The following is a 19,685-nucleotide window of genomic DNA, read 5'->3' as shown; positions in this document are numbered from 1 at the left end:
CCGCCGGGGTCAGGCCGGTTTGCGTTCCAGCAGGACGACCCGCACCCGGTCGAAGCGTTCGACGTGCCGGATCAGGAAGCGCTGCCGCAGCAGCGCCTCCCGGGCCGGCGGCAACCCGGCCAGCGGGTCGTTGAGGTGGCCGGTCTCCACCAGCCAGATCCGTCGGGTGTCCCCGAGGCAGGGCAGCGGCTCCCGGCACTCGCGGGCGGTCAGCCAACCGGTCTGCCGGGCCGGGACGGCCACGAAGACGTCCCGGGGGTGTGCCTGGTCGCGCAGGCCGTAGTCGGTGGCCTTGCGGGCCACGTCGCTGGAGCCACCGAAGCCGTCGTTGTACGCGACCCCGTCGCCCGGCTTGACCTGCCTGCCCAGGTAACGGACCGCGTCGAGGTAGCGGGGCTGCCCGTCGGCCTCGTTGGAGCGCACCCGCTCCTGCGCCGGCAGGGTCTGCCAGGCCAGCACCGGCAGCAGCACCAGCGCCCCGGCCAGCCAGGCCGCCGGCAACCGCTCCCGGGTCGCCAGCCGCGCCGTGCGGCAGACCGCGAAGGCGGCGAGCAGCGCCCACGCCGGGACGGTGAACAGGAAGTACCGGGCCAGGAACAGGTGCACCACGCTGAACGTCAGGTAACCGGCGACCGGGGGCAGCACGGCCCAGATCAGCAGCATCAGCACCGTGGCCCGCCAGCGTGGGCCGGCGACCGCCACCGCGAGGACGGCGAGCGCCGCGACCAGCACCAACGTGGCCGTGGTGCCGGTCAGGTTCGCCAGGAAACGGAGCACCGCGTCGCCGTCGTTCTCCACCCAGGAGATCTGCCCGGACTGCCGGCTGCCGAGGATCAGCACCGGCAGGACGAACAGCCCGGCGATGCCGGTGGACGCCGCCCAGCGCCACCGGGGCTCCTCGCCGGGGACCGACCGCCACAGGTGGAACAGGTGCGCGACGACCACCAGCAACGCGACGAAGTGCAGCCAGCCGACCAGCACCAGCAGCACGCCGTACGCCCACCAGCGGCCCCGGGTCGGCCGGTCCACCGCGCGCAGGAAGAGCCAGGTGGCCGCCACCGCCGCCAGGGTGACCAGGGCGTACGAGCGGGCCTCCTGGGCGTAGCGGGAGACGGTGGGCAGCAGGGCGAGGACCAGGCCGGCCAGCACCCCGACCGGGGTGTCGAAGAGTCGCCGCCCGATCAGGGTGACCAGCCCGGCGGTGAGCCCGACCGCGAGCACCGACGGCAGCCGCAGCGCGGTCGTCGAGTCCCCGGTCAGCGTGGTCAGCACCGACATGATCACGTAGTAGCCGGCGTGCACGAGGTCGATGTTGCCGACCAGCATCCGGAACTGCTCGACCGACAGCGACGTGACGTGCCAGGTGACCAGCTCGTCGTTCCACAGGTCCCGGGCGTCCAGCCGCCACCAGCCGAGGCCGAGCGCGACGACGGTCGGCAGCAGCGCCCACCAGCCGCCGCCCCGGGCCACCGCCCGCCGGGGTACGGCGGTGCCGGTGACCTCCGCCGGGTCGGCCTGCCCGGTCCACTGCACCGTCGGCGCGGTCACTTCGCGGTCCTGATGTCGAAGCCGAAGGTGTCCTTGGCGGCGGCCCGGCGGAACGCGCGCAGCGCGGCGTCGTCCCGGTCGATGTTCCACTTCCCGGAGCCGTTGATGTTGAAGTACGCCACCCCGAGGAAGTCCCTGCGCTTGGCCACGTTGGTGAGCAGGTCGGTGATCTGGGCCGGCCGCCGGCTGCTCGGTTCGGCCCCGGTCTCCACGATCAGCAGCGGACGCCTGGTGAAGGTGCGGATCTGGGTGATGGTGGGAACGAAGAGGTCCTGGAACGTCTTGGGGCCCCGGTTGGTATAGTAGCCGTCCATGCCGACCCAGTCGACGTAGGCGTCCCCGGGGTAGAGCGCCCTGATGCTGACCTTGCGCAGGTAGTTGACGACGTTCGGGGTCCACGTCCAGATCACGTTGGTGGCGCCCTGCTGGGTGAAGATGTCGTGCAGGTGCCGCCAGGCGGCGACGTACTCGGTGGCCCTGGTCTGCTTCGTCCCCCAGGAGTACCAGTGCCCGTTCATCTCGTGGGCGAAGGTGAGGGCGATCGGCAGGTTCAGGGTGCGTACGGCGGTGGCGAACTCCTTGACGTACGCGTCGTGCCTGCCGGCGGCGATGTCCCGCAGGGGCACGTCGTACGGCTCCCAGCGGATCACCGCCAGCGCGCCGTAGTTGTGCAGCTCGCGGACCTCGCTGGCGGCGAACCTGTCGTCGAAGCTCTCGAAGATCGCCACCAGGTTGGGGGTCTTGCCGGTCTCCCCGGCGAACGCACGGACCCGCGCCATCTCGGCGCCGCCGGTCACGGTGACGCCGAGGTACTTGCCCTTCGGCGATTTCAGCGCGGTGACGTCGTACGCCGGGATCTGTTCGTCGGTGGCGGCGGCGCCCGGCCCGGCGGCGGACCCGGCGACCTTGATGTCGACCCGGCGCAGCACGGCGAACTCGGTGAACGCCAGCGTGACCACCAGCAGGAAGGTGACCAGGTACTTCGTCCTCACCGGACGACCTCGACGTCGCGTTCCGGGTCGACCAGTAGCGCCTGCCCGACGACGGCCAGGTAGAAGACCGCACTGAGCAGGGCCGGCACGAAGATCCACGGTTCGGGTTCGACGAGCATCCGCCAGCCGGCGACGCCGGCCCAGAGCAGGCCGGTGCCGGCGGTCCACACCTTCATGCCGGTCCACAGCCGCCGGGTCTTGCTCTTCTTGGCGGTGCCGCCGGTGGGCTGCCAGCCCATCCGCCGGCCCCGGACGATGTCGATGATGGCGAAGGCGTGCGCCCAACCGTAGATCATCTTGACCGTCCAACTTTCCAGGCCGTACCGGTTGCGGTGCCAGAGCGGGAAGATGACCAGGTTGTAGACCACGCTGGGCAGGATCAGCAGGTAGTTGGCGATCGCGATCTGGTGTGCGAACACGGTCAGCATCAGCACCGGAATGACCGGTGCGACGAAGGTGAACAGCCCCGTGTGCAGGTAGTAGCAGAAGCCGGAGATGTAGCTGAGCCGGGCCCGCAGCCGCAGCTTCGTCGACCAGAACTTCCGCGACCCGAGCAGGCTCATCGACCCGGCGCACCAGCGGTACTGCTGGGTGAAGAACGAGTCCACGTCCGACGGGCAGAGCCCGGCGGCCAGCACGACCGGGATGTAGCGCAGGTTCCACCCCTTCATCCGCAGGTCGAAGCCAGTGTGTACGTCCTCGGAGTGCTCGATGAGGGTGGACCCGCCGATGGAGAACAGCGCGTCACGCCGGTAGACGGCGCAGCTGCCCACGCAGATCGCCGAGTCGTGGGCCTGCCGGGACACCTGCACCGACCGGTAGAACAGCTCCTGCACCGCCCCGGCCCCGCGCTCCACCCAGGTCTGCCCCAGGTGCACCCGGAAGTACTGCGGCGACTGCACGATGCCCGCCTTCGGCTCGGCGTCGAACCAGGGCAGCATCTGGTCGAGCATGTCCTTACGCGGGACGAAGTCGGCGTCGAGGACCAGGATGAAGTCGCTCATCGTGCGTTCGAAGGCGTACCGCATGTTGCCGGCCTTCTTGAACCAGCCCCGGTTGGGCCGCCGCTGGTAGACGAAGCCGAAGGCGAGCGCCATCCGTTCCATCGCCTCGTTGGGCGAGTCGTCGAGCACGTAGACGGTGACCTCGCCCCGGTAGTGGCGGCCCATCGCCCGCACGTGCTCCCAGGTGTTGCGCAGCACGTGCGCGGGTTCGCCGCAGACCGGCAGGAAGACGTCGACGCTCGGGTAGCGGGTCGGCCGCCAGGTGCGCACCAGTTCCTGGTGCCGGGCCAGGTCGAAACCCGGGGTGAACAGGTTGACGGCCAGCGAGATCAGGTAGTAGGCGACGGTGAAGAACAGCAGCGGGGCGAGCAGCCACAGCCACGGCGCGAGCCGGACGAAGAGCAGTTGGCTGGTGATCAGGCAGCCGAAGCTGACCAGCGACGGCACCATCAGGGCGGCCAGTCGCCGCTTGCGGTAGGAGACCATCTCGGCGTCCGTCGGCGGCAACGGCACCGGGGCGTACGCGGGCCGGTGCGGTGCGTCGTCGGTCCTGCGCGGGGTCCACTTCGACACCTGCCGCGGCACCCGGAACTCGGCGGTCGGCGACAGCACCGCGGCCGGATCGACCGCAGGCGGTGAGGTCATCGCTTTCGTCTCCCCCGCTCGCCGGGCCGCACGGCCTCCCCGACAGTGCGAGCGGGATGTCGCCGGACGCGTCCAGGAAAGCCGGGCACGGTGAACTGGCCGTGTCTGCTTGATGGTGAAGCTTGAAAACTATTCAGTCGACCGCAAGGTGTCAATGCCCGCGAATCGATCGAAAGCCCCACCAGGCCACAGATCGAGCGTCGCCCTACTCACATTCATCCCGGCGTCACCGGCCGGACACCCGTCCGACGTCGACCGTCGTCAGCCCTTCGCCAGCGGGAGCACCAGCACCGCCTCGGTGCCACCGGTCGGGCCGGGACGCAGCTCGATGCTGCCCCGCAACTCCCCGGTCACCAGAGCCCGGACGATCTGCAACCCGAGCCGCCCGCCCCGGTCGGCGTCGAACTCGGCCGGCAGCCCGCGTCCGTTGTCGGTCACCGAGACGTGCAGCTGCTTGCGCTGCCGGTGCGCCGTGACGACCACCTCGGGCCGGGTCGCCGGCTCCACCGGCTCGTCGCCGTCCTCGGCCGGCGGGAAGCCGTGCTCGACGGCGTTGAGCAGCAACTCGTTGAGCACCATCACCAGCGAGGTGGCGATCTCGGCGGGCAGCACCCCGAAGCTGCCGGTACGGCGCATCCCGACGCTCACCTCGGTCGCGGCCACCTCGGTCGCCGCGCTCGCCACCCGGTCGACGATCCCGTCGAACTCGACCGCCTCGTCGCTGGACATGGAGAGCGTCTCGTGCACCAGGGCGATGGAGGCGACCCGGCGTACCGATTCCTCCAGGGCGACCCGGGCCTCCGGCATCGACACCCGGCGGGCCTGCAGGCGCAGCAGCGCGGCGACGGTCTGCAGGTTGTTCTTCACCCGGTGGTGGATCTCCCGGATGGTGGCGTCCTTGGTGATCAGGGCCCGGTCGCGGCGGCGTACCTCGGTGATGTCGCGGACCAGGACCAGCGCGCCGATCGGCACCCCGGCGGGCATCAGCGGCAGGGCCCGGGTGAGCATCGTCGCCCCCCGCGCGTCGATCTCCCGGCGCGGCGGGCCCTCACCGCGCAGCGCGGCGAGGATGCCGTTGGCCGCCTCGGTGCCGTCGAGCGGGTCGCTGGCCAGCCGGCGGTGCAGCTTGGCCAGGTCTTCGCCCACCAGGTGGGAGGCGTAACCCAACCGGCGGTACGCCGACTGCGCGTTCGGGCTGGCGTAGGTGACCTTGCCGCCCGCGTCGAGCCGGACCAGCCCGTCGCCGACCCGGGGCGCGGAGGTGGTCTCGCCCGGGTGCCGGGGCGGCGGGAAGGTGCCGTCGGCGATCATCTGGGCCAGGTCGTCGGCGGTGGTGAGGTAGTTCAGCTCCAACTGGCTGGGGGTACGGGCGGTGGACAGGTTGGTGTCCCGGCCGACCACCGCGATCACCTCGCCGGCCTCCCCCTCGGCGGTCCGCAGCCGCACCGGGATCGCCTCGTGCCGGGCCGGCACGTCGCCGTACCAGACCGGGTCGCCCTCCCGCCAGATCCGGCCCTGCCGGTAGGCGACCTCCAGGTGCGCCACCTCCGGCCCACCCACGATCCGCCCCACCTGGTCGTCCAGGTAGGCGGTCGGGGCGGTCGTCGGGCGGACCTGGGCGACGCAGAGGAACGTGCCGTCGGCGTCCACCGGCACCCACAGCAGCAGGTCGGCGAAGGACAGGTCGGACAGCAGCTGCCAGTCGCCGGCGATCCGGTGCAGGTGGTCGATGTCGGCCGGGCGGAGCTGGGTGTGCTCCTCGGCGAGGTCGCGCAGCGTGGACACGAGACACAGCGTGCCACGCCCACCCGGACGCCGTCCCGCTGGCCGGCCCGGGTCACATCGTCGCGGTGACCTTCTTCAGCCCGCGCGGGGCGTCCGGGTCCTCGCCCCGGGCCAGCGCCAGGGCGAGCGCGAGGCGCTGCAACGGCAGGATGTCCAGCAGCGGGGCGTACCGCTCGTCGACCTCGGGCACGGCCAGCCGGGTGACTCCCTCGACCTCGGCCGAGCCGACCACCACCACGTCGGCGCGGCGCTCGCCGAGGCGGGGCAGCACCTCGCCCATGGACCGGCCGCCGGGGCCGGAGCCGACCACGGCCAGCACCGGCACGTCGGGGTCGGTCATCGCCAGCGGGCCGTGCAGCAGGTCGGCCCCGGAGAAGGCCAGCGCCGGCAGGTAGGACGTCTCCATCAGCTTCAGCGCCGCCTCCCGGGCGGTCGGGTACGCGTACCCCCGGCCGGTGGTGACGAGCTGACCGGCGAACCGGTAGCGCGGGGCGAGCTGGGCGGGGGTGGGGTCGGCGAGGGTGCGCTCGGCCAGCTCGGGGAGGCGCTCCATCTCGGCCCGCTGGTCGGCGGGCAGCGTGCCGTCACCGGCCCGGATGCCCTCCACCAGCAGCAGCAGGGCGAGCAGCTCGGCGGTGTACGTCTTGGTGGCGGCGACGGCCCGCTCGTGCCCGGCGGCGATGTCGACGCCCAGCTCGGCGGTCCGGGCCAGCGGCGAGTCGGGGTCGTTGGTGACCGCCAGGGTGAGCGCGCCGGCCTCGCGGGCGGTGCGCAGCACCTCGGTCAGGTCGGGTGAGCCGCCGCTCTGGCTGACCCCGACGACGAGCGCGTCGGAGAGGTCGGGGCGGGCCCCGTAGACGGTGACCGCGCTGGGCGAGGCGAGCCCGGCGGGCAGCCCGAGCCGGATCTCGGTCAGGTACGCCCCGTAGAGGGCCGCGTGGTCGGAGGTGCCGCGGGCGGTGAAGACCACGTGCCGGGGGCGGCGTTGCGCGACGACCGCCGCGACCCGGGCGATCGCCGCGGCGTGCCCGGTGGAGAGCAGCCGCGCGTAACCGGCCGGCTGCTCGGCGATGTCGGCGGCCATCCCGGCCCCTGGCTGCGTCACGGAGACTCCCTTCACTGCGCGATTGCCGCGCGTTTCATGTTCAGTCTTGCACGATTGCGTCCTGATCAACAATCCATCGCGCACTAACGCGCAGAAGATCGGCACCGGTTGCCGGTATCCCCTACGCTTGCCCAGCCCTGGCAACCCCCTGCTAGCGAGAGGCCGACGTGTCGGAGGAGCCACCCGCGCTGACCGCGGCCGAGGAACTCGCCCTCGCCCGGCTCGCGCTCGACGAGGGCGACCTGGCCCACGCCGCCGACCACCTCGCCGCCGCGCTGGTGCTGGCACCGACCCTGCCCGACACGCACGAGACGCTCACCCGGATCGCCGCCGCCTCGGGTGGTGACCTCGACCTCTTCCCGCTCGGCCAGCGGGCACACGTCGGGGCCGTGGTCGCCCGCGCCCACCTGCTCGCCGCCGCCGGCCGCCCGGCCGAAGGGCTCGACCTGCTGGTCGCCGCCACCGGCCACTCCCCCGGCGTCGACTGGGCCGGGGTGCCCTGGGTCACCGCCCCCGAGCTGGCCGGGCGGCTCGACCCGGATCGCTGCGCCCGGATCCTCATGCAGGTCTGCGCCGCCGTGCCCGACCCGGTCCCCCGCGCCGGGCGGGCACCCCTGACGCCGTACCTCACCCTGGCCCGGCACGCGGTCACCGCGCACCCCCGGCACGCCCTGCTGCTCGGCGCGGCGTCCGCGCTGGCCCGACGGCTCGGCGAGGTCACCCTCGCGGTCACCTGGGCCAGCCGGGGGGTACGCGAGGCACCGTCCAAACTCGGCGAGGTCTGGCTCGGGTACGCCTACCGCAGCGCCGGGCGGACCCGCGACGCCCTGGCCGCGCTGGAACGGGCCGTCGGGCACGACCCCGACGACCTCGCCGTCTACGCCGACATCGCCGGCACCCTGGCCGACCACGGCCGGCTCGACGACGCCCTCGGCTGGATCGACCGGGCGCTGGCCCGCGACCCGACCTTCGACTGCGCGGTGCACACCGCGCACCGGCTGCGGTTCCTGCGCGACGGCGACGTGACGCACCTGGTCGACCTCGCCGACTTCACCCGGGACCACCCGGACGACAGCCACGAGCACACCGACCTCGCCGAGTCCTGCCGGGGACGCCCCTGGCTGGGGCAGGTCACCCCGGCGACCGGCGCGATGGTCGACGTGCTGCGCCGCGCGCTCGCCGCCGACGGCTTACCCGACGCGGCGGTACGCCTGACGACCCCGGAACCGCCGAGCGCGATGCGTACGGTCACCGCCGCCGTGCCCGGCCTGCACGTCGAGGTGACCGGGGTGGCCGAGCCGGACCCGCGCGAGCCCCGCCGGGACACCGGCTACCGGCTCTGGCGCTACGAGGGCACCACCGCCGCGCCGGCCCTGCCCGCCCCGTCCCCGGCGGCCGCCGAGCGGGTACGCCACCTGGCCCACCCCGCCTGGCCGCACCCACCGGCCGCGTACGACGCGGCGGTCGCGCTGGCCACCCTGGACCTGGCCGACCTGCTGGGCCTGCTGGTGCACCCGCCCGACGCGCCGCCGACCGCGCTGGGCCGGGTGCTCAGCGGGCAGGACCCGTCGCTGTGGGTCCGGTGCGTGCAGGTCTGGGCCTGTCTCGGCCTGCTGCACCACCGCACCGACGAGCCGTGGGCGACCTCGACCCGCCGCCGGGTGCTGGTGGAGCTGATCTGGGGCGTGGAGGACTGGACCACCGAAGCGGCGCTGTTCGCCCTGGTCACCGCCGCCTGGATCGACCCGCCGGTACGCCCCGACGTGGCCGGGCTGGTGGCCGAACGGCTCGCCGACGTGGCGGCCGTCGCGCAGGGCCGACCGGTGCCGATCGCCATCTCCCTGGCCCACCTGGCGCTGGCCACCCCCGCCGTCGACCCGGCCACCACCGCGCTGGCCCACCGGCTGCTCGCCACCCCGGCCGGGACCCGCCGGGGCGGCCGCCTGACCCGTGCCTGGCGTCGCCTCACCGCCCTGGTCCGCCGCCGTCCCGGCTCTCGCCCGTCTTGATCAACTCATCGGGGCCGAGGTAGCGGTATCCGAGCGAGCTGATGCCGCAACATCGGCCCAAGCGAGTCGATCAGCGGGCACGGGCACGGGAACGACGGACACGGCCGGCCCGTACCCCTGATGGGGACGGACCGGCCGCTACGGTCGGGACCGGGTCAGGAGACCGGGGCCTTGCCGAGGGCGACCTCGGCCTGCTCCTCGCCGCTGGCGTCCGGCGGCGGGGCGGCGTTCGCCGTGCGCAGCGGGATCTCCCGGATGAACCAGGCGAGCACCGGCACCGCGATCGTGATGATCATCGCCCAGAAGAACACGTGCGAGATGGCGTCGGAGAGCCCGCCGAGCACCACCTCACGCGCCTGCGCCGGCAGTTCCTTGAGCTTCGTCAGGTCCATCCCCCGACCTTCGCCGGTGCCACCTTCGAAGGCGCTGCCGGCCGGCGAGTCGGCGAGCCGGTTGGCGAAGATCGCCCCGAACAGCGAGATGCCGAACGAACCACCGATGGAGCGGAAGAAGGTGGCCGCGCCGCTGGCCGCGCCGAGGTCCTTCTGCTCCACGCTGTTCTGCGCGATCAGCATCGAGGTCTGCATCAGGAAGCCCATGCCGGCGCCGAGGACCAGCATGTAGAGCGACGACTCGAGCTTGCCGGTGTCGACCTCCAGCAGGGACAGCAGCGCCATGCCGACGGCCATCACCACGCCGCCGACGATCGGGAACATCCGGTAACGACCCGTCCTGGTGATGGTCCGGCCGACCACCAGCGACACCACCAGCATGCCGAACATCAGCGGGAGCAGGAGCAGGCCGCTGTTGGTGGCCGAGGCGCCCTGCACGGTCTGCTGGTAGAGCGGCAGGAAGTTCATCGCGCCGAACATGGCGAAGCCGAGCAGGAAGCCGATCACCGAGATCAGCGCGAAGTTGCGGTTGGCGAAGAGGCCGAGCGGCAGGATCGGCTCGACGACCCGCCGTTCGACGACGCCGAAGGCCACCAGGCTGACCAGGGCCAGCGCGGCGAGGCCGAAGATCTGCGCGGACGCCCAGTCGTACTCGTTGCCGCCCCAGGTGGTGATCAGGACAATCGCGGTGATGCCGACGGAGAGCAGGCCCGCGCCCAGCCAGTCGATCCGGTGCTCGGTGCGGTACTTCGGCAGATGCATGCTGGTGGCCAGGATCAGCAGCGCGAGGCCGCCGAGCGGCAGGTTGACGTAGAACGCCCAGCGCCAGGAGAGGTTGTCGGTGATGAACCCGCCGACCAGCGGGCCGGCGACCATGGCGACCGCCATGATGGCGGCGATCATGCCCTGGTAACGGCCCCGCTCCCGCGGCGGCACCAGGTCACCGATGATCGCCATCACGCCGACCATCAGACCGCCGGCGCCGAGCCCCTGCACGGCCCGGAAGGCGATCAGCTCGACCATCCCGTTGCCGGTGCCGCCGAGCAGCTCCGAGCCGGACATGCCGCACAGCGCCGACCCGATCAGGAAGATGACCACCGAGGTCAGGAAGACCGCCTTGCGGCCGTAGAGGTCGCCGAGCTTGCCCCAGATCGGGGTGGAGACCGTGGTGCCCAGCACGTATGCGGTGACCACCCAGGTGAAGTGGTTGACGCCGCCGAACTCGCTGACGATCCGCGGCAGCGCGGTGCTGACGATCATGTTGTCGAGCATCGCGAGCATCATCGCGATCATGAGGCCGAACAGCACCACCCGGATGTTGGGTTTCGCCCTCGCCTGGGTTTCCTGAGTCATGGGTAAGCTCCCCCGGAGATCTGTCGCACTTACTTGCCGCCCGGCTAGTCACCTTACTAGCCGCACGGTAAGTTGGACAGCGGGACCCCGTCAAGCGAGTTGGGTGGTAGGTACAGGTGACTCAGAGCACAGGCGGCACGCGTGGGCGCATCCAGGCCGTCGCCCTGGAGCTCTTCACCGAGCAGGGGTACGAGAAGACCTCGCTGCGGGAGATCGCCGAGCGGCTCGGCGTCACCAAGGCCGCGCTCTACTACCACTTCAAGAGCAAGGACGAGATCGTCAACAGCTTCGTCGAGGACCGGTTGCACCGGATGGACGAGCTGATCGACTGGGCCCGCGACCAACCGGCCAGCCGGGCCACCCGGCGGGAACTGGTCAGCCAGTACGCCGACACGATGTTCGCCCCCGGGCAGTCCCTGGTGATGCGCTTCTTCGAACAGAACCAGACCGTGCTCAAGAGCCTCGCCGCCGGACAGCAGATGCGTGAGCGGATGTACCGGCTCGCCGACGCGATCTGCCTCGGCGACGACTCCCCCCGGGCCCAGCTCCGGGCGACACTGGTGCTGTTCGCCGTGCACAGCAGCTGGTTCGCCGTCCGCACCCCGGACATCACCGACGACGAACGCAAGAAGATCGCCCTTGAGGTCGCCGACGAACTGCTGGCCGGCATCGAGGAGGACGGCCCGGCGGACCGCTGACGGCGTTCAGCCGACGGCGGTCCGGTCCGGGCCGGTGGGCAGCGCCAGCCGCAGGGCGAGCAGGTCGACACCGGGCAGCGGCGACCAGTCCCGCTGCGGGGTACGCACGAAACCGAGCCGCGCGTACAGCCGGTGGGCGGCGTCGGCGAGCCCGCTGCGGACACAGATGACCATCGCCGAGCAACCCTGCTCCACCGCCCGGGACAGGCAGGCCCGCACCAGCGCCACCCCCACGCCCCGCCCCTGGGCGGCCGGGTCCACCGCCAGCATCCGGAACTCCGCCTCGCCCGGCCCGGACAGCTCCGCGTACGGGCTGCCGGGCAGCACGTAGGTGACCGAGCCGAGAACCGTGCCGGTCGCCCCGTCGACGGCGACCAGGATCTCGCCGTGCTCCGCCCGACCGGCCACGTCGGCCAGCACCACGCCGTAGCCGTTCTCGCCCTTGAGCTGACCGTCGGCCTCGTAGGCGGCGACGGTCAGCCGGGCCACCGCCGGGAACTCGGCCGGTACGGCCCGCCGGACCAGCAGCCCGGCCGACCGGTCGCCGGGGCTCAACCGATCACCGCGATCAGGTCACCGTCCTGCACCACGTCGCCCTCGTTGACCGCGAGCTGCTCGACCACCCCGTCGGACTCGGCCACGACCGGGATCTCCATCTTCATCGACTCCAGGATCACCAGCGTGTCCCCCTCGGAGACGGTGTCCCCTCTCGACGCGACGACCTTCCACACGTTGGCCACCATCTCGGCGCGGATCTCCTCGGCCATCACGGCCCTCCCTCTCCACCGGGTGTGTCTGCGTCGGTATCCAATCACGGACCGACCCCGCGTGGGCGGGAGAGCGCCACGCGCACCCCGGCGTACCGCTGCCGCCCCGGCGCACGACGGTGCCCGCCGCCCGCACTAGCATCATCAGGTCGGACCCGACGCCGGGAGGCCGGCGGCGTGCACGCAGTCGCGGGTCGACCGCAGCAGGGTCGGACCCATCACGAGGAGGTCAGCATGGCGAAGAAGGCCCGGAAGAAGAAGGCCCGCAAGAAGAGCGGCGCGAACCACGGCAAGCGCCCCAACTCCTGAGCCGTTCCGGCGGGCCACCGCCGAGACGTCAGGTCCGGCCCCGCGCCGGACGCACCGGTGGCCCGGGTCGAGTCGACCCGGGCCACCGTCGTTCGTCCTGTCCACGGCGGGTGCGCCGTGCGGGCGTCACTCGGCGAGTTCGCGGGACTCGCTGGCCTCGAAGACCACCAGCTCGGTGAGGCGTACCCGCAGCCGGTCGCGCAGCTCGTCGGGGGCGGTCTCGTTGCCGCAGCACCGGGCCACCAGCGCCCGCACCTCCTGCTCGATGCCGTACTCACGCAGGCAGGGACTGCACTCGTCCAGGTGGTGGCGGATCAGCGAACGGCGCTCCTCGGCGCACTCCAGGTCGAGGTAGAGGTAGACCTCCGCGAGCACTTCCCGGCAGTCCGTCTCGTGCGGCTCTCCACAGCTCACGTCACACCTCCCGACCGGCAGTGGCGGTGGTCGAACCCTTCGCGGGCTGCGCGGCGCTGAAGCCGCGCTCCGCGGCGTACCGCTCCAGCAGCTTGCGCAGGTTACGACGCCCGCGGTGCAACCGGGACATCACGGTGCCGATCGGCGTACCCATGATGTCGGCGACCTCCTTGTACGAGAAGCCCTCGACATCGGTCAGGTAGACGGCCAGGCGGAACTCCTCCGGCAGCTGCTGGAGGGCCTCCTTGACGTCGGTGTCCGGCAGCCGGTCCAGCGCCTCGGTCTCGGCCGACCGCAACCCGCTGGAGGTGTGCGACTCGGCCTCGGCGAGCTGCCAGTCGGTGATCTCCTCGGTGGGCGCCTGGATCGGCTGGCGCTGCCGCTTGCGGTAGGAGTTGATGTAGGTGTTGGTCAGGATCCGGTAGAGCCAGGCCTTCAGGTTGGTGCCCTGCTCGAACTGGTGGAAGGCCGCGTACGCCTTCAGGTACGTCTCCTGGACCAGATCCTCGGCGTCGGCCGGGTTACGCGTCATCCGTAGCCCGGCGGCGTAGAGCTGATCGACGAAGGGCATCGCGTCCCGCTCGAAGCGGGCCCTGCGCTCGTCCGTCTTCTCGGTGGTCAACCGCACATCCCCTCGCGTCGGATGCTGTCCCGCCGAGGATACGCGGACGGACCGGTCCGCAGCTTCCGTTCTGCCGGGTGTGCCCGTGCTCACCACCCGGGGGCCGGTCCCCACCGCCGGCCAGTCCGGGCCGTCGAGCAGCCGTCTGAGCTGCCGCGCGTCCCGATCGTCCCGCTCCCGGCTCCGTGTCTCGGTCGGCACCGGTCACCCCCCTCGCCAGATTCCTCGTCCGGGAGTCGTAACACCCGACCGCCGGCCGCACATTCCGCCGGCCCCCGCTCCTGGTCCCGGCCCGCCCGGTCGGCTACCGGAGGACTGGGACCAGGAAGGGCCTGGGAGGGACGGTCCCGACCACCCGAACCGGAAGGTCGGCACCACCGGATGCAACGAGGGGTCCGCCGGGGCGGAAACGGGTGGTCAGCACGGCGAACCGGCCCCGGGGCGCGGGGCGGTGGGCGCGGTCAGCGGGCCCACCGGTGCGTACGCAGCCAGGCGAGCACCGCGGCGGCCACCCCGGCCGGGTCCCGGCGCAGGTCGTGACGTTCGCCACGGCGCACCACCACCTGCACCGCGCCGGCGGCGACGGGCAGCCCGAACGGGTCCCGGTCGCCGTTGACCACCAGCGTGGGCAGGCCGGTTGCCAGCTCGTCGGCCCGGGAGCGCTCCGGGCGGCCGGGCGGGTGCAGCGGGAAGGCCAGGGCGACGATCCCGACCGCCCCCACCGCGCCGGCCGTCCGGCAGGCCACCCGGGCGCCGCTGGACCGGCCACCGACCACCAGCGGCAGGCCGGAATGCCGGCGGCGCAGCACGGCCAGCACCGCCGTCCACGCCTCGTCCAGGTGACCCGCCGGGGCCGGTGCCCGACGGCCGGCCACCCGGTAGGGCTGGGTCACCCGGGCCACCAGCACCCCGGCGTCGCGGGCGACGTCGCGGACGGCGAGCAGGTCCGGCGCGTCCACCGCGCCGCCGGCCCCGTGGCCGAGCACGAGCAGGGACGTCGGCGGGCCGGCCGGACGGTCGGTGTCGACCCGGGCCGGGCCGCGCGGGGTGTCGAGCTGTGCGGAGCGGGACATCCGGCCATTCTGCGCCGTGGCCGGCGGAATGATCAGCTCAACGGCACCAGGGTGAGCAACTGGTCGCGCACCGGTGGACCGGCGTCGCCGGCCGCGCCGGACTCGGAGCCGACCTCGCCCCGCCAGGCCACCAGCATGGCCCGGCGCTCGCGGGGCGTGGTGCCGCCCCACACGCCGTGGGTGTCGCCCACCTCCAGCGCCCAGGCCAGGCAGGAACCCTGCACGTCGCAGCCGCGGCAGAGCGCGACCGCCGCGTCGGCCGGTTCGTTGGGCGCCGGAAAGAACGTCTCCGGATCCACGCTCTGGCAGGTGCCTCTGGTTCGCCAGGCATCATCGGAACGGCGGTCCCGCAACGCGCGGAGCAGTCGCGGATCTCGTCGTGCGGCGGCCACCTCGTGCGGTCGGGGCATACGTGCCCGGGTCATCACACCCACCTCCCCCGTGGGACCGGCAAGATCGACGGGCGTCGTTCGCACTGCGCGAGGACGCTCCCAGTGCCAGCGCTGTGTTGTATCGCACCGTCGGCTACGGGGACAAGGGGTGTGCCGGAAAGATGGCAAAAAATCCGAGCGACGTTTCACCCGGAATTCTGGCAATTGGTACGCGCCAATGTGACCTATCGCGATCAGAACAGTGCGCTCTCCCCGTGGGAGCGTTCCCGGTCCGGCGACACCCGGGCGGTCAACTCCGGGCCGTCGTTGCGCACGTCGCCCACCGCCGTACCGACCGGGCGGATCTCCAGCCCGGCCAGCCAGTCCACCGACGGCGGGACCAGCAACGCCGCCGGGTCGTCGGCCGGGGCCAGCCAGTCCGCCCACCGGTCGGGCGGCAGCAGCAACGGCATCCGGTCGTGCACCTCGGCCAGCTCGCCCACCGCCGCCGTGGTGAGCACGCTGAACGTGAGCGACTCCTGCCAGCGGGACCAGATCCCCGCCAACGCCAGCACCGAGCCGTCCCGCGGCGTCATGAAGTAGGGCTGCTTGCCACCGCCGGCCCGGCGCACCCACTCGTACCAGCCGTCGGCCGGGACGAGGCAGCGGCGGCGGGCGAACGGCAGGGCGTACGCGCGGCTGGTGGCGACCGTCTCGGCCCGCGCGTTGATCATGCGGGCCGCCCCGGCGGCCGACTTCGCCCAGTGCGGCACCAGCCCCCAGCGGCCCACCGAGAGCGCCCGCCCCCGCTCCGGATCGACCCGCACCACCGGCACCCGGTCGGTCGGCGCGACGTTGTGGTCCGGCCGGACCCCGCCGTCGGTGTCGTCGTACGACTCGAAGACGGCGCTCAGGTCCCCGGAACTGCGGGTCGTCGCATACCTGCCGCACATGACGCCAACGCTAACCCCCCGCGCCGCCATCGGCTGTCCCGCCCACCGGGAGTCGGCCCGAGGGCAGTCTCGAAAACCGCCGTCGGGTTGGCAGAATGTGACCGTGGGAAACCTGACCGCCACCCGTCCGCAACAGCCCTGGGCCGCACCGACCGCCACCGCCCCGGTCACCGCCGCCCTGCGCCTACCCGGCTCCAAGTCGATGACCGCACGGGCCCTGGTGCTCAGCGCACTGGCCGGCGGCCCGTCGACACTGCACGGGCCGCTGCGCGCCCGCGACACCGAACTCATGGCGGGCGGGCTGCGGGCGATGGGTGCCCACGTCTCGGTCTCCGACGACGACAGCTGGCTGGTCCGGCCGCACCGGCTGGTCGGCCCGGCCCACGTCGACGTCGGGCTCGCCGGCACGGTGATGCGGTTCGTCCCGCCGGTCGCCGGGCTCACCGACGGGCGGGTCACCTTCGACGGTGACCCGCAGGCCCGGGTCCGGCCGCTCGGTCCGCTGATCGGCGCGCTGCGCTCGCTCGGCGTCCGGATCGACGCGCCGCAGACCGGCAGCCTGCCCCTGGTGGTGCAGGGCGTCGGCCGGGTCACCGGCGGCGAGGTGGTGATCGACGCCTCCGCCTCCAGCCAGCTCGTCTCCGGCCTGCTGCTCGCCGGGGCACGCTTCGACCGGGGGGTGGTGGTCCGGCACCAGGGCCCGCCCGTGCCCTCCGCGCCGCACCTGCGGATGACCGTGCAGATGCTGCGGGCCGCCGGGGCGGCCGTCGACGACACCGTCGACGACGTCTGGGCGGTCGAGCCGGGGCCGCTCACCGGCCGGAGCTGGGAGATCGAACCGGACCTCTCCGGCGCGGTCCCGTTCTTCGCCGCCGCGCTGGTCACCGGCGGCGAGGTGACGTTGCAGGGGTGGCCGCACAACAGCGTCCAGCCGGTCGAGCAGCTCCGCTCGCTGCTGGACCGGATGGGTGGCGAGGTCACCCTGACCACCGACGGGCTGACCGTGCGCGGCACCGGCGTCGTGCACGGCCTGACCGCCGACCTGTCCGACGTCAGCGAGTTGACCCCGGCGCTGACCGCGCTCGCCATGCTGGCCGACTCGCCGTCGACGTTCACCGGCATCGGGCACATCCGGGGGCACGAGACCGACCGGATCGCCGCACTGGCCCGGGAGTTCACCGGGCTCGGTGCCGACCTGACCGAGACCGCCGACGGGCTGGAGATCCGGCCCCGGCCGCTGCGCGGGGGCGCCTTCCGCACCTACGCCGACCACCGGATGGCGCACGCCGCCGCGGTGGCCGGGCTCGCCGTCGGAGGCATCGAGGTGGACGACGTGTCGTGCACCTCGAAGACCATGCCGGAGTTCCCGGCACTATGGTCGGCGATGGTGACCGGCAAGAGCTGACGGCGGAGGGGGCGGGTCCTGGCGACCAAGCGACGGGAGTACGACGAGGACGACGTACGGGTACGGCCCGGCCGGTCCTCACGTCCGCGTACCCGGACCCGCCCCCGGCACGACGACGCGGTCGACGGGTTCGTCATCGCCGTCGACCGGGGGCGGTACACCTGCGTGCTCCCCGAGGCCCCCGACGGTGCCGCGATCACCGCCATGCGCGCCCGCGAACTGGGCCGCAAGTCGGTGGTGGTCGGCGACCGGGTGAGCCTGGTCGGCGACGTCTCCGGCGCGGACGGGGCGCTGGCCCGGATCGTCCGGATCGCCGAACGGCGCTCGGTGCTGCGGCGCACCGCCGACGACGACGAGAACACCGCCGAAGGGCGGCTGGAACGGGTGGTGGTCGCCAACGCCGACCAACTGGTGATCGTCAGCGCGTTGGCCGACCCGCCGCCCCGGACCGGCTTCATCGACCGTTGCCTCGTCGCCGCGTACGACGCCGACATCGAGCCGCTGCTCTGCCTCACCAAGGCCGACCTGGCCGGCCCGGAGCAGGTGGTCGGCTACTACACCGAGCTGGAACTGCCGTACGTGCTCATCCGACCCGACTCCGACCTGGACGCGCTGCGGGCCCTGCTCGCCGGTCGGGTGTCGGTGCTGGTCGGACACTCCGGGGTGGGCAAGTCCACGCTGGTCAACCGGCTGGTGCCGGACGCGCTGCGGGCGGTCGGCGTGGTCAGCGCCATCGGCCGGGGCCGGCACACCTCCACCAGCGCGGTGGCGCTGCGGCTGCCGCGTACCCCCGACGGCGACGGTGACCCGGGCTGGATCGTCGACACCCCGGGCATCCGCAGCTTCGGGCTGGCCCACGTCTCGGCCGATAGCCTGCTGCACGGCTTCCCCGACCTGGTCGAGGGGACGGTGGACTGCCCACCCAACTGCCCGCACACCCCGGACGAGGCGGACTGCGCGCTGGACGCCTGGGTGGCCGCCGGCAAGGCCGACCCGCGCCGGCTGGCCTCGTACCGTCGGCTGCTGGCCTCCCGGGCCGGCGAGGGCGACCCCCGCGAGGCGGAACGCAACCCCGGCGACCCCCTCGCCGGCTCCTGACCACGCTCTCCCCCTCCCTCGCCCCACCCCTCCCCCTCCCGTCCGGCCCCGCGCCCGCCGCCCCGGCCCGGGTCTCACCGCCCCGCCCCGGGTCACCGCCCAGCCCCGGTCTCACCGCCCCGCCCCGCCGCCCGGTGATCAAGAGGTTTGCGTCAAATGATCAAGAGGTTTACGTCAATCTCGGGCTCTGCCATGACGCAAACCTCTTGATCGCGTGCGCGGGAAGCGGGTGGGTCGGGTGGGTGGGGTGGGGGTGGGGGTGGGTGGGGGTTAGGGTTTCGGGGTGACGGGGTATGCGGGGGATATCGAACTTGCTCACCGGCTGGCGGATGCCGCCGACGCCATCTCGATGGCCCGGTTCCGGGCGCTCGACCTGCGGGTGACGGCGAAGCCGGACCTGACTCCCGTCTCCGACGCGGACACCTCGGTCGAACGGGAGATCCGCACGCTGCTGGCCACCCACCGGCCGGACGACGGACTGCTCGGCGAGGAGTACGGCGAGCAGCCGGCCACCGGCCCGCACGACCGGCGGTGGGTGATCGACCCGATCGACGGCACCAAGAACTTCGTCCGGGGCGTGCCGGTGTGGGCCACCCTGATCGCCCTGTTGGAGGGGGACCGGCCGGTGGTCGGGCTGGTGTCCGCCCCGGCGCTCGGCCGGCGCTGGTGGGGCGCCGACGGCATGGGGGCGTACGCGGGGCGCGACGCCGCCTCCGGCGAGCCGATCCGGGTCTCCGGGGTACGCGACCTCGCCGACGCCAGCGTCTGCTACTCGTCGCTGACCGGGTGGGAGGCGGCCGGCCGGCTGGACGCGGTGCTCCAGTTGATGCGCGACACCTGGCGCAGCCGCGCCTACGGCGACTTCTACGGCTACATGCTGCTGGCCGAGGGGGCACTGGACGTGATGGTGGAGCCGGAACTGTCGCTGTGGGACGTCGCCGCGCTGGTGCCGATCGTGATCGCCGCCGGGGGCACCATGACCACCCTGGAAGGCACTCCCGCCCCTGGTGGGACGGCATCCGGCGAGATCAGCGCGATCGCCACCAACGGGCCGCTGCACACCGACGTGCTGTCCCGGCTGGGTCGGCCAACCGCGCGCTGAACGCGACGGCCCTCTATTCTCGCCTGGTGGTGTCCTCCGG

Annotated in this window: 19 protein-coding genes; 6 read left to right on the top strand and 13 right to left on the bottom strand. The window is 72.9% G+C overall.

All coding sequences use genetic code 11. From position 1 onward, the window contains the following. Nucleotides 1-9: 9 nt before the first annotated feature. The 5 genes from ACN260_RS04070 to ACN260_RS04050 form a co-directional block, all read right to left on the bottom strand. Complete coding sequence (locus ACN260_RS04070; protein ID WP_422754764.1) at nucleotides 10-1,548, bottom strand: glycosyltransferase family 39 protein; 1,539 nt, start codon at nucleotides 1,546-1,548, stop codon at nucleotides 10-12. Next, nucleotides 1,545-2,540, bottom strand: coding sequence for a glycoside hydrolase family 26 protein (locus ACN260_RS04065; RefSeq protein ID WP_422754763.1), 996 nt, complete (start codon nucleotides 2,538-2,540; stop codon nucleotides 1,545-1,547). Before ACN260_RS04065 ends, ACN260_RS04070 begins: the two co-directional genes overlap by 4 nt. Continuing rightward, nucleotides 2,537-4,189, bottom strand: a complete 1,653-nt coding sequence (locus tag ACN260_RS04060) for a glycosyltransferase family 2 protein (protein ID WP_422754762.1) — start codon at nucleotides 4,187-4,189, stop codon at nucleotides 2,537-2,539. The genes ACN260_RS04065 and ACN260_RS04060 overlap by 4 nt, the downstream gene beginning before the upstream one ends. A gap of 261 nt (nucleotides 4,190-4,450) precedes the next feature. Then, nucleotides 4,451-5,974 (bottom strand): sensor histidine kinase, encoded by a 1,524-nt coding sequence (locus tag ACN260_RS04055; protein WP_422754761.1) that lies wholly within the window; start codon nucleotides 5,972-5,974, stop codon nucleotides 4,451-4,453. 52 nt (nucleotides 5,975-6,026) lie between these two features. Continuing rightward, nucleotides 6,027-7,058, bottom strand: coding sequence for an SIS domain-containing protein (locus ACN260_RS04050; protein WP_422756609.1), 1,032 nt, complete (start codon nucleotides 7,056-7,058; stop codon nucleotides 6,027-6,029). Nucleotides 7,059-7,246: 188 nt separating this feature from the next. Between ACN260_RS04050 and ACN260_RS04045 the strand changes: the two genes are divergently transcribed. Beyond that, nucleotides 7,247-9,088, top strand: coding sequence for a tetratricopeptide repeat protein (locus tag ACN260_RS04045; RefSeq protein WP_422754760.1), 1,842 nt, complete (start codon nucleotides 7,247-7,249; stop codon nucleotides 9,086-9,088). A gap of 155 nt (nucleotides 9,089-9,243) precedes the next feature. Here ACN260_RS04045 and ACN260_RS04040 read toward each other — a convergent pair whose 3' ends face one another. After that, nucleotides 9,244-10,833, bottom strand: a complete 1,590-nt coding sequence (locus ACN260_RS04040; RefSeq protein WP_422754759.1) for an MDR family MFS transporter — start codon at nucleotides 10,831-10,833, stop codon at nucleotides 9,244-9,246. Between the two features lie 116 nt (nucleotides 10,834-10,949). Here ACN260_RS04040 and ACN260_RS04035 point away from each other — a divergent pair, with 116 nt between their 5' ends. Next, nucleotides 10,950-11,531 (top strand): TetR/AcrR family transcriptional regulator, encoded by a 582-nt coding sequence (locus ACN260_RS04035; RefSeq protein ID WP_422754758.1) that lies wholly within the window; start codon nucleotides 10,950-10,952, stop codon nucleotides 11,529-11,531. A 6-nt stretch (nucleotides 11,532-11,537) separates the two neighbouring features. On the opposite strand, the gene ACN260_RS04030 is transcribed toward ACN260_RS04035, so the two are convergent. Together ACN260_RS04030 and ACN260_RS04025 are read right to left on the bottom strand one after the other, a co-directional pair. Further along, entirely contained in the window at nucleotides 11,538-12,086 is a 549-nt protein-coding gene (locus ACN260_RS04030; protein ID WP_422754757.1) for a GNAT family N-acetyltransferase, read from the bottom strand. Further along, nucleotides 12,083-12,298 (bottom strand): biotin/lipoyl-binding carrier protein, encoded by a 216-nt coding sequence (locus ACN260_RS04025; RefSeq protein ID WP_402896657.1) that lies wholly within the window; start codon nucleotides 12,296-12,298, stop codon nucleotides 12,083-12,085. Before ACN260_RS04025 ends, ACN260_RS04030 begins: the two co-directional genes overlap by 4 nt. A 234-nt stretch (nucleotides 12,299-12,532) precedes the next feature. Here ACN260_RS04025 and ACN260_RS04020 point away from each other — a divergent pair, with 234 nt between their 5' ends. Then, nucleotides 12,533-12,607, top strand: a complete 75-nt coding sequence (locus ACN260_RS04020; RefSeq protein ID WP_369700219.1) for a 50S ribosomal protein bL37 — start codon at nucleotides 12,533-12,535, stop codon at nucleotides 12,605-12,607. Nucleotides 12,608-12,733: 126 nt separating this feature from the next. Here the strand turns inward: ACN260_RS04020 and rsrA are convergent, their stop codons facing one another. The 5 genes from rsrA to ACN260_RS03995 form a co-directional block, all read right to left on the bottom strand. Then, nucleotides 12,734-13,021 (bottom strand): mycothiol system anti-sigma-R factor, encoded by a 288-nt coding sequence (gene rsrA / locus ACN260_RS04015; RefSeq protein WP_422754756.1) that lies wholly within the window; start codon nucleotides 13,019-13,021, stop codon nucleotides 12,734-12,736. A 1-nt stretch (nucleotide 13,022) separates the two neighbouring features. Further along, entirely contained in the window at nucleotides 13,023-13,844 is an 822-nt protein-coding gene (locus tag ACN260_RS04010; protein ID WP_088646016.1) for a sigma-70 family RNA polymerase sigma factor, read from the bottom strand. A 260-nt stretch (nucleotides 13,845-14,104) separates the two neighbouring features. After that, nucleotides 14,105-14,716: an alpha/beta family hydrolase gene (locus tag ACN260_RS04005; protein WP_422754755.1), complete on the bottom strand. Its 612-nt coding sequence runs from the start codon at nucleotides 14,714-14,716 to the stop codon at nucleotides 14,105-14,107. 32 nt (nucleotides 14,717-14,748) lie between these two features. Continuing rightward, a complete protein-coding gene (locus ACN260_RS04000) occupies nucleotides 14,749-15,141 on the bottom strand; it encodes a WhiB family transcriptional regulator (RefSeq protein WP_422754754.1) in 393 nt (130 codons plus the stop codon). Between the two features lie 200 nt (nucleotides 15,142-15,341). Beyond that, nucleotides 15,342-16,040, bottom strand: a complete 699-nt coding sequence (locus tag ACN260_RS03995) for an SOS response-associated peptidase (RefSeq protein ID WP_422754753.1) — start codon at nucleotides 16,038-16,040, stop codon at nucleotides 15,342-15,344. 103 nt (nucleotides 16,041-16,143) lie between these two features. Here ACN260_RS03995 and aroA point away from each other — a divergent pair, with 103 nt between their 5' ends. The 3 genes from aroA to hisN all read left to right on the top strand — a co-directional run bounded on the left by aroA (nucleotide 16,144) and on the right by hisN (nucleotide 19,645). After that, the gene (gene aroA / locus ACN260_RS03990) at nucleotides 16,144-17,445 is read left to right on the top strand and encodes a 3-phosphoshikimate 1-carboxyvinyltransferase (RefSeq protein WP_422754752.1); all 1,302 of its coding nucleotides are present in this window, start codon (nucleotides 16,144-16,146) and stop codon (nucleotides 17,443-17,445) included. Nucleotides 17,446-17,610: 165 nt separating this feature from the next. Then, nucleotides 17,611-18,543 (top strand): ribosome small subunit-dependent GTPase A, encoded by a 933-nt coding sequence (gene rsgA / locus ACN260_RS03985; RefSeq protein ID WP_422754751.1) that lies wholly within the window; start codon nucleotides 17,611-17,613, stop codon nucleotides 18,541-18,543. Between the two features lie 283 nt (nucleotides 18,544-18,826). Continuing rightward, nucleotides 18,827-19,645 (top strand): histidinol-phosphatase, encoded by an 819-nt coding sequence (hisN, locus tag ACN260_RS03980; RefSeq protein WP_422754750.1) that lies wholly within the window; start codon nucleotides 18,827-18,829, stop codon nucleotides 19,643-19,645. Nucleotides 19,646-19,685: the final 40 nt, after the last annotated feature.

It is taken from the genome of Micromonospora sp. WMMD708 (genome assembly GCF_049315245.1).
In the GTDB taxonomy this organism is placed as follows: Bacteria; Actinomycetota; Actinomycetes; order Mycobacteriales; family Micromonosporaceae; genus Micromonospora; species Micromonospora wenchangensis.
Note: the sequence above shows the minus strand (reverse complement) of the source record. Positions and strands in the feature narration are given on the sequence as shown.

Bases quoted from the DNA above. Each gene is read 5' to 3' on its own strand.
- ACN260_RS04005 (WP_422754755.1), bottom strand. From the start codon at position 14,716: ATGTCCCGCTCCGCACAGCTCGACACCCCGCGCGGCCCGGCCCGGGTC.
- ACN260_RS03995 (WP_422754753.1), bottom strand. From the start codon at position 16,040: ATGTGCGGCAGGTATGCGACGACCCGCAGTTCCGGGGACCTGAGCGCC.
- ACN260_RS04040 (WP_422754759.1), bottom strand. From the start codon at position 10,833: ATGACTCAGGAAACCCAGGCGAGGGCGAAACCCAACATCCGGGTGGTG.
- ACN260_RS04025 (WP_402896657.1), bottom strand. From the start codon at position 12,298: ATGGCCGAGGAGATCCGCGCCGAGATGGTGGCCAACGTGTGGAAGGTC.
- ACN260_RS04000 (WP_422754754.1), bottom strand. From the start codon at position 15,141: ATGACCCGGGCACGTATGCCCCGACCGCACGAGGTGGCCGCCGCACGA.
- ACN260_RS04050 (WP_422756609.1), bottom strand. From the start codon at position 7,058: ATGGCCGCCGACATCGCCGAGCAGCCGGCCGGTTACGCGCGGCTGCTC.
- ACN260_RS04060 (WP_422754762.1), bottom strand. From the start codon at position 4,189: ATGACCTCACCGCCTGCGGTCGATCCGGCCGCGGTGCTGTCGCCGACC.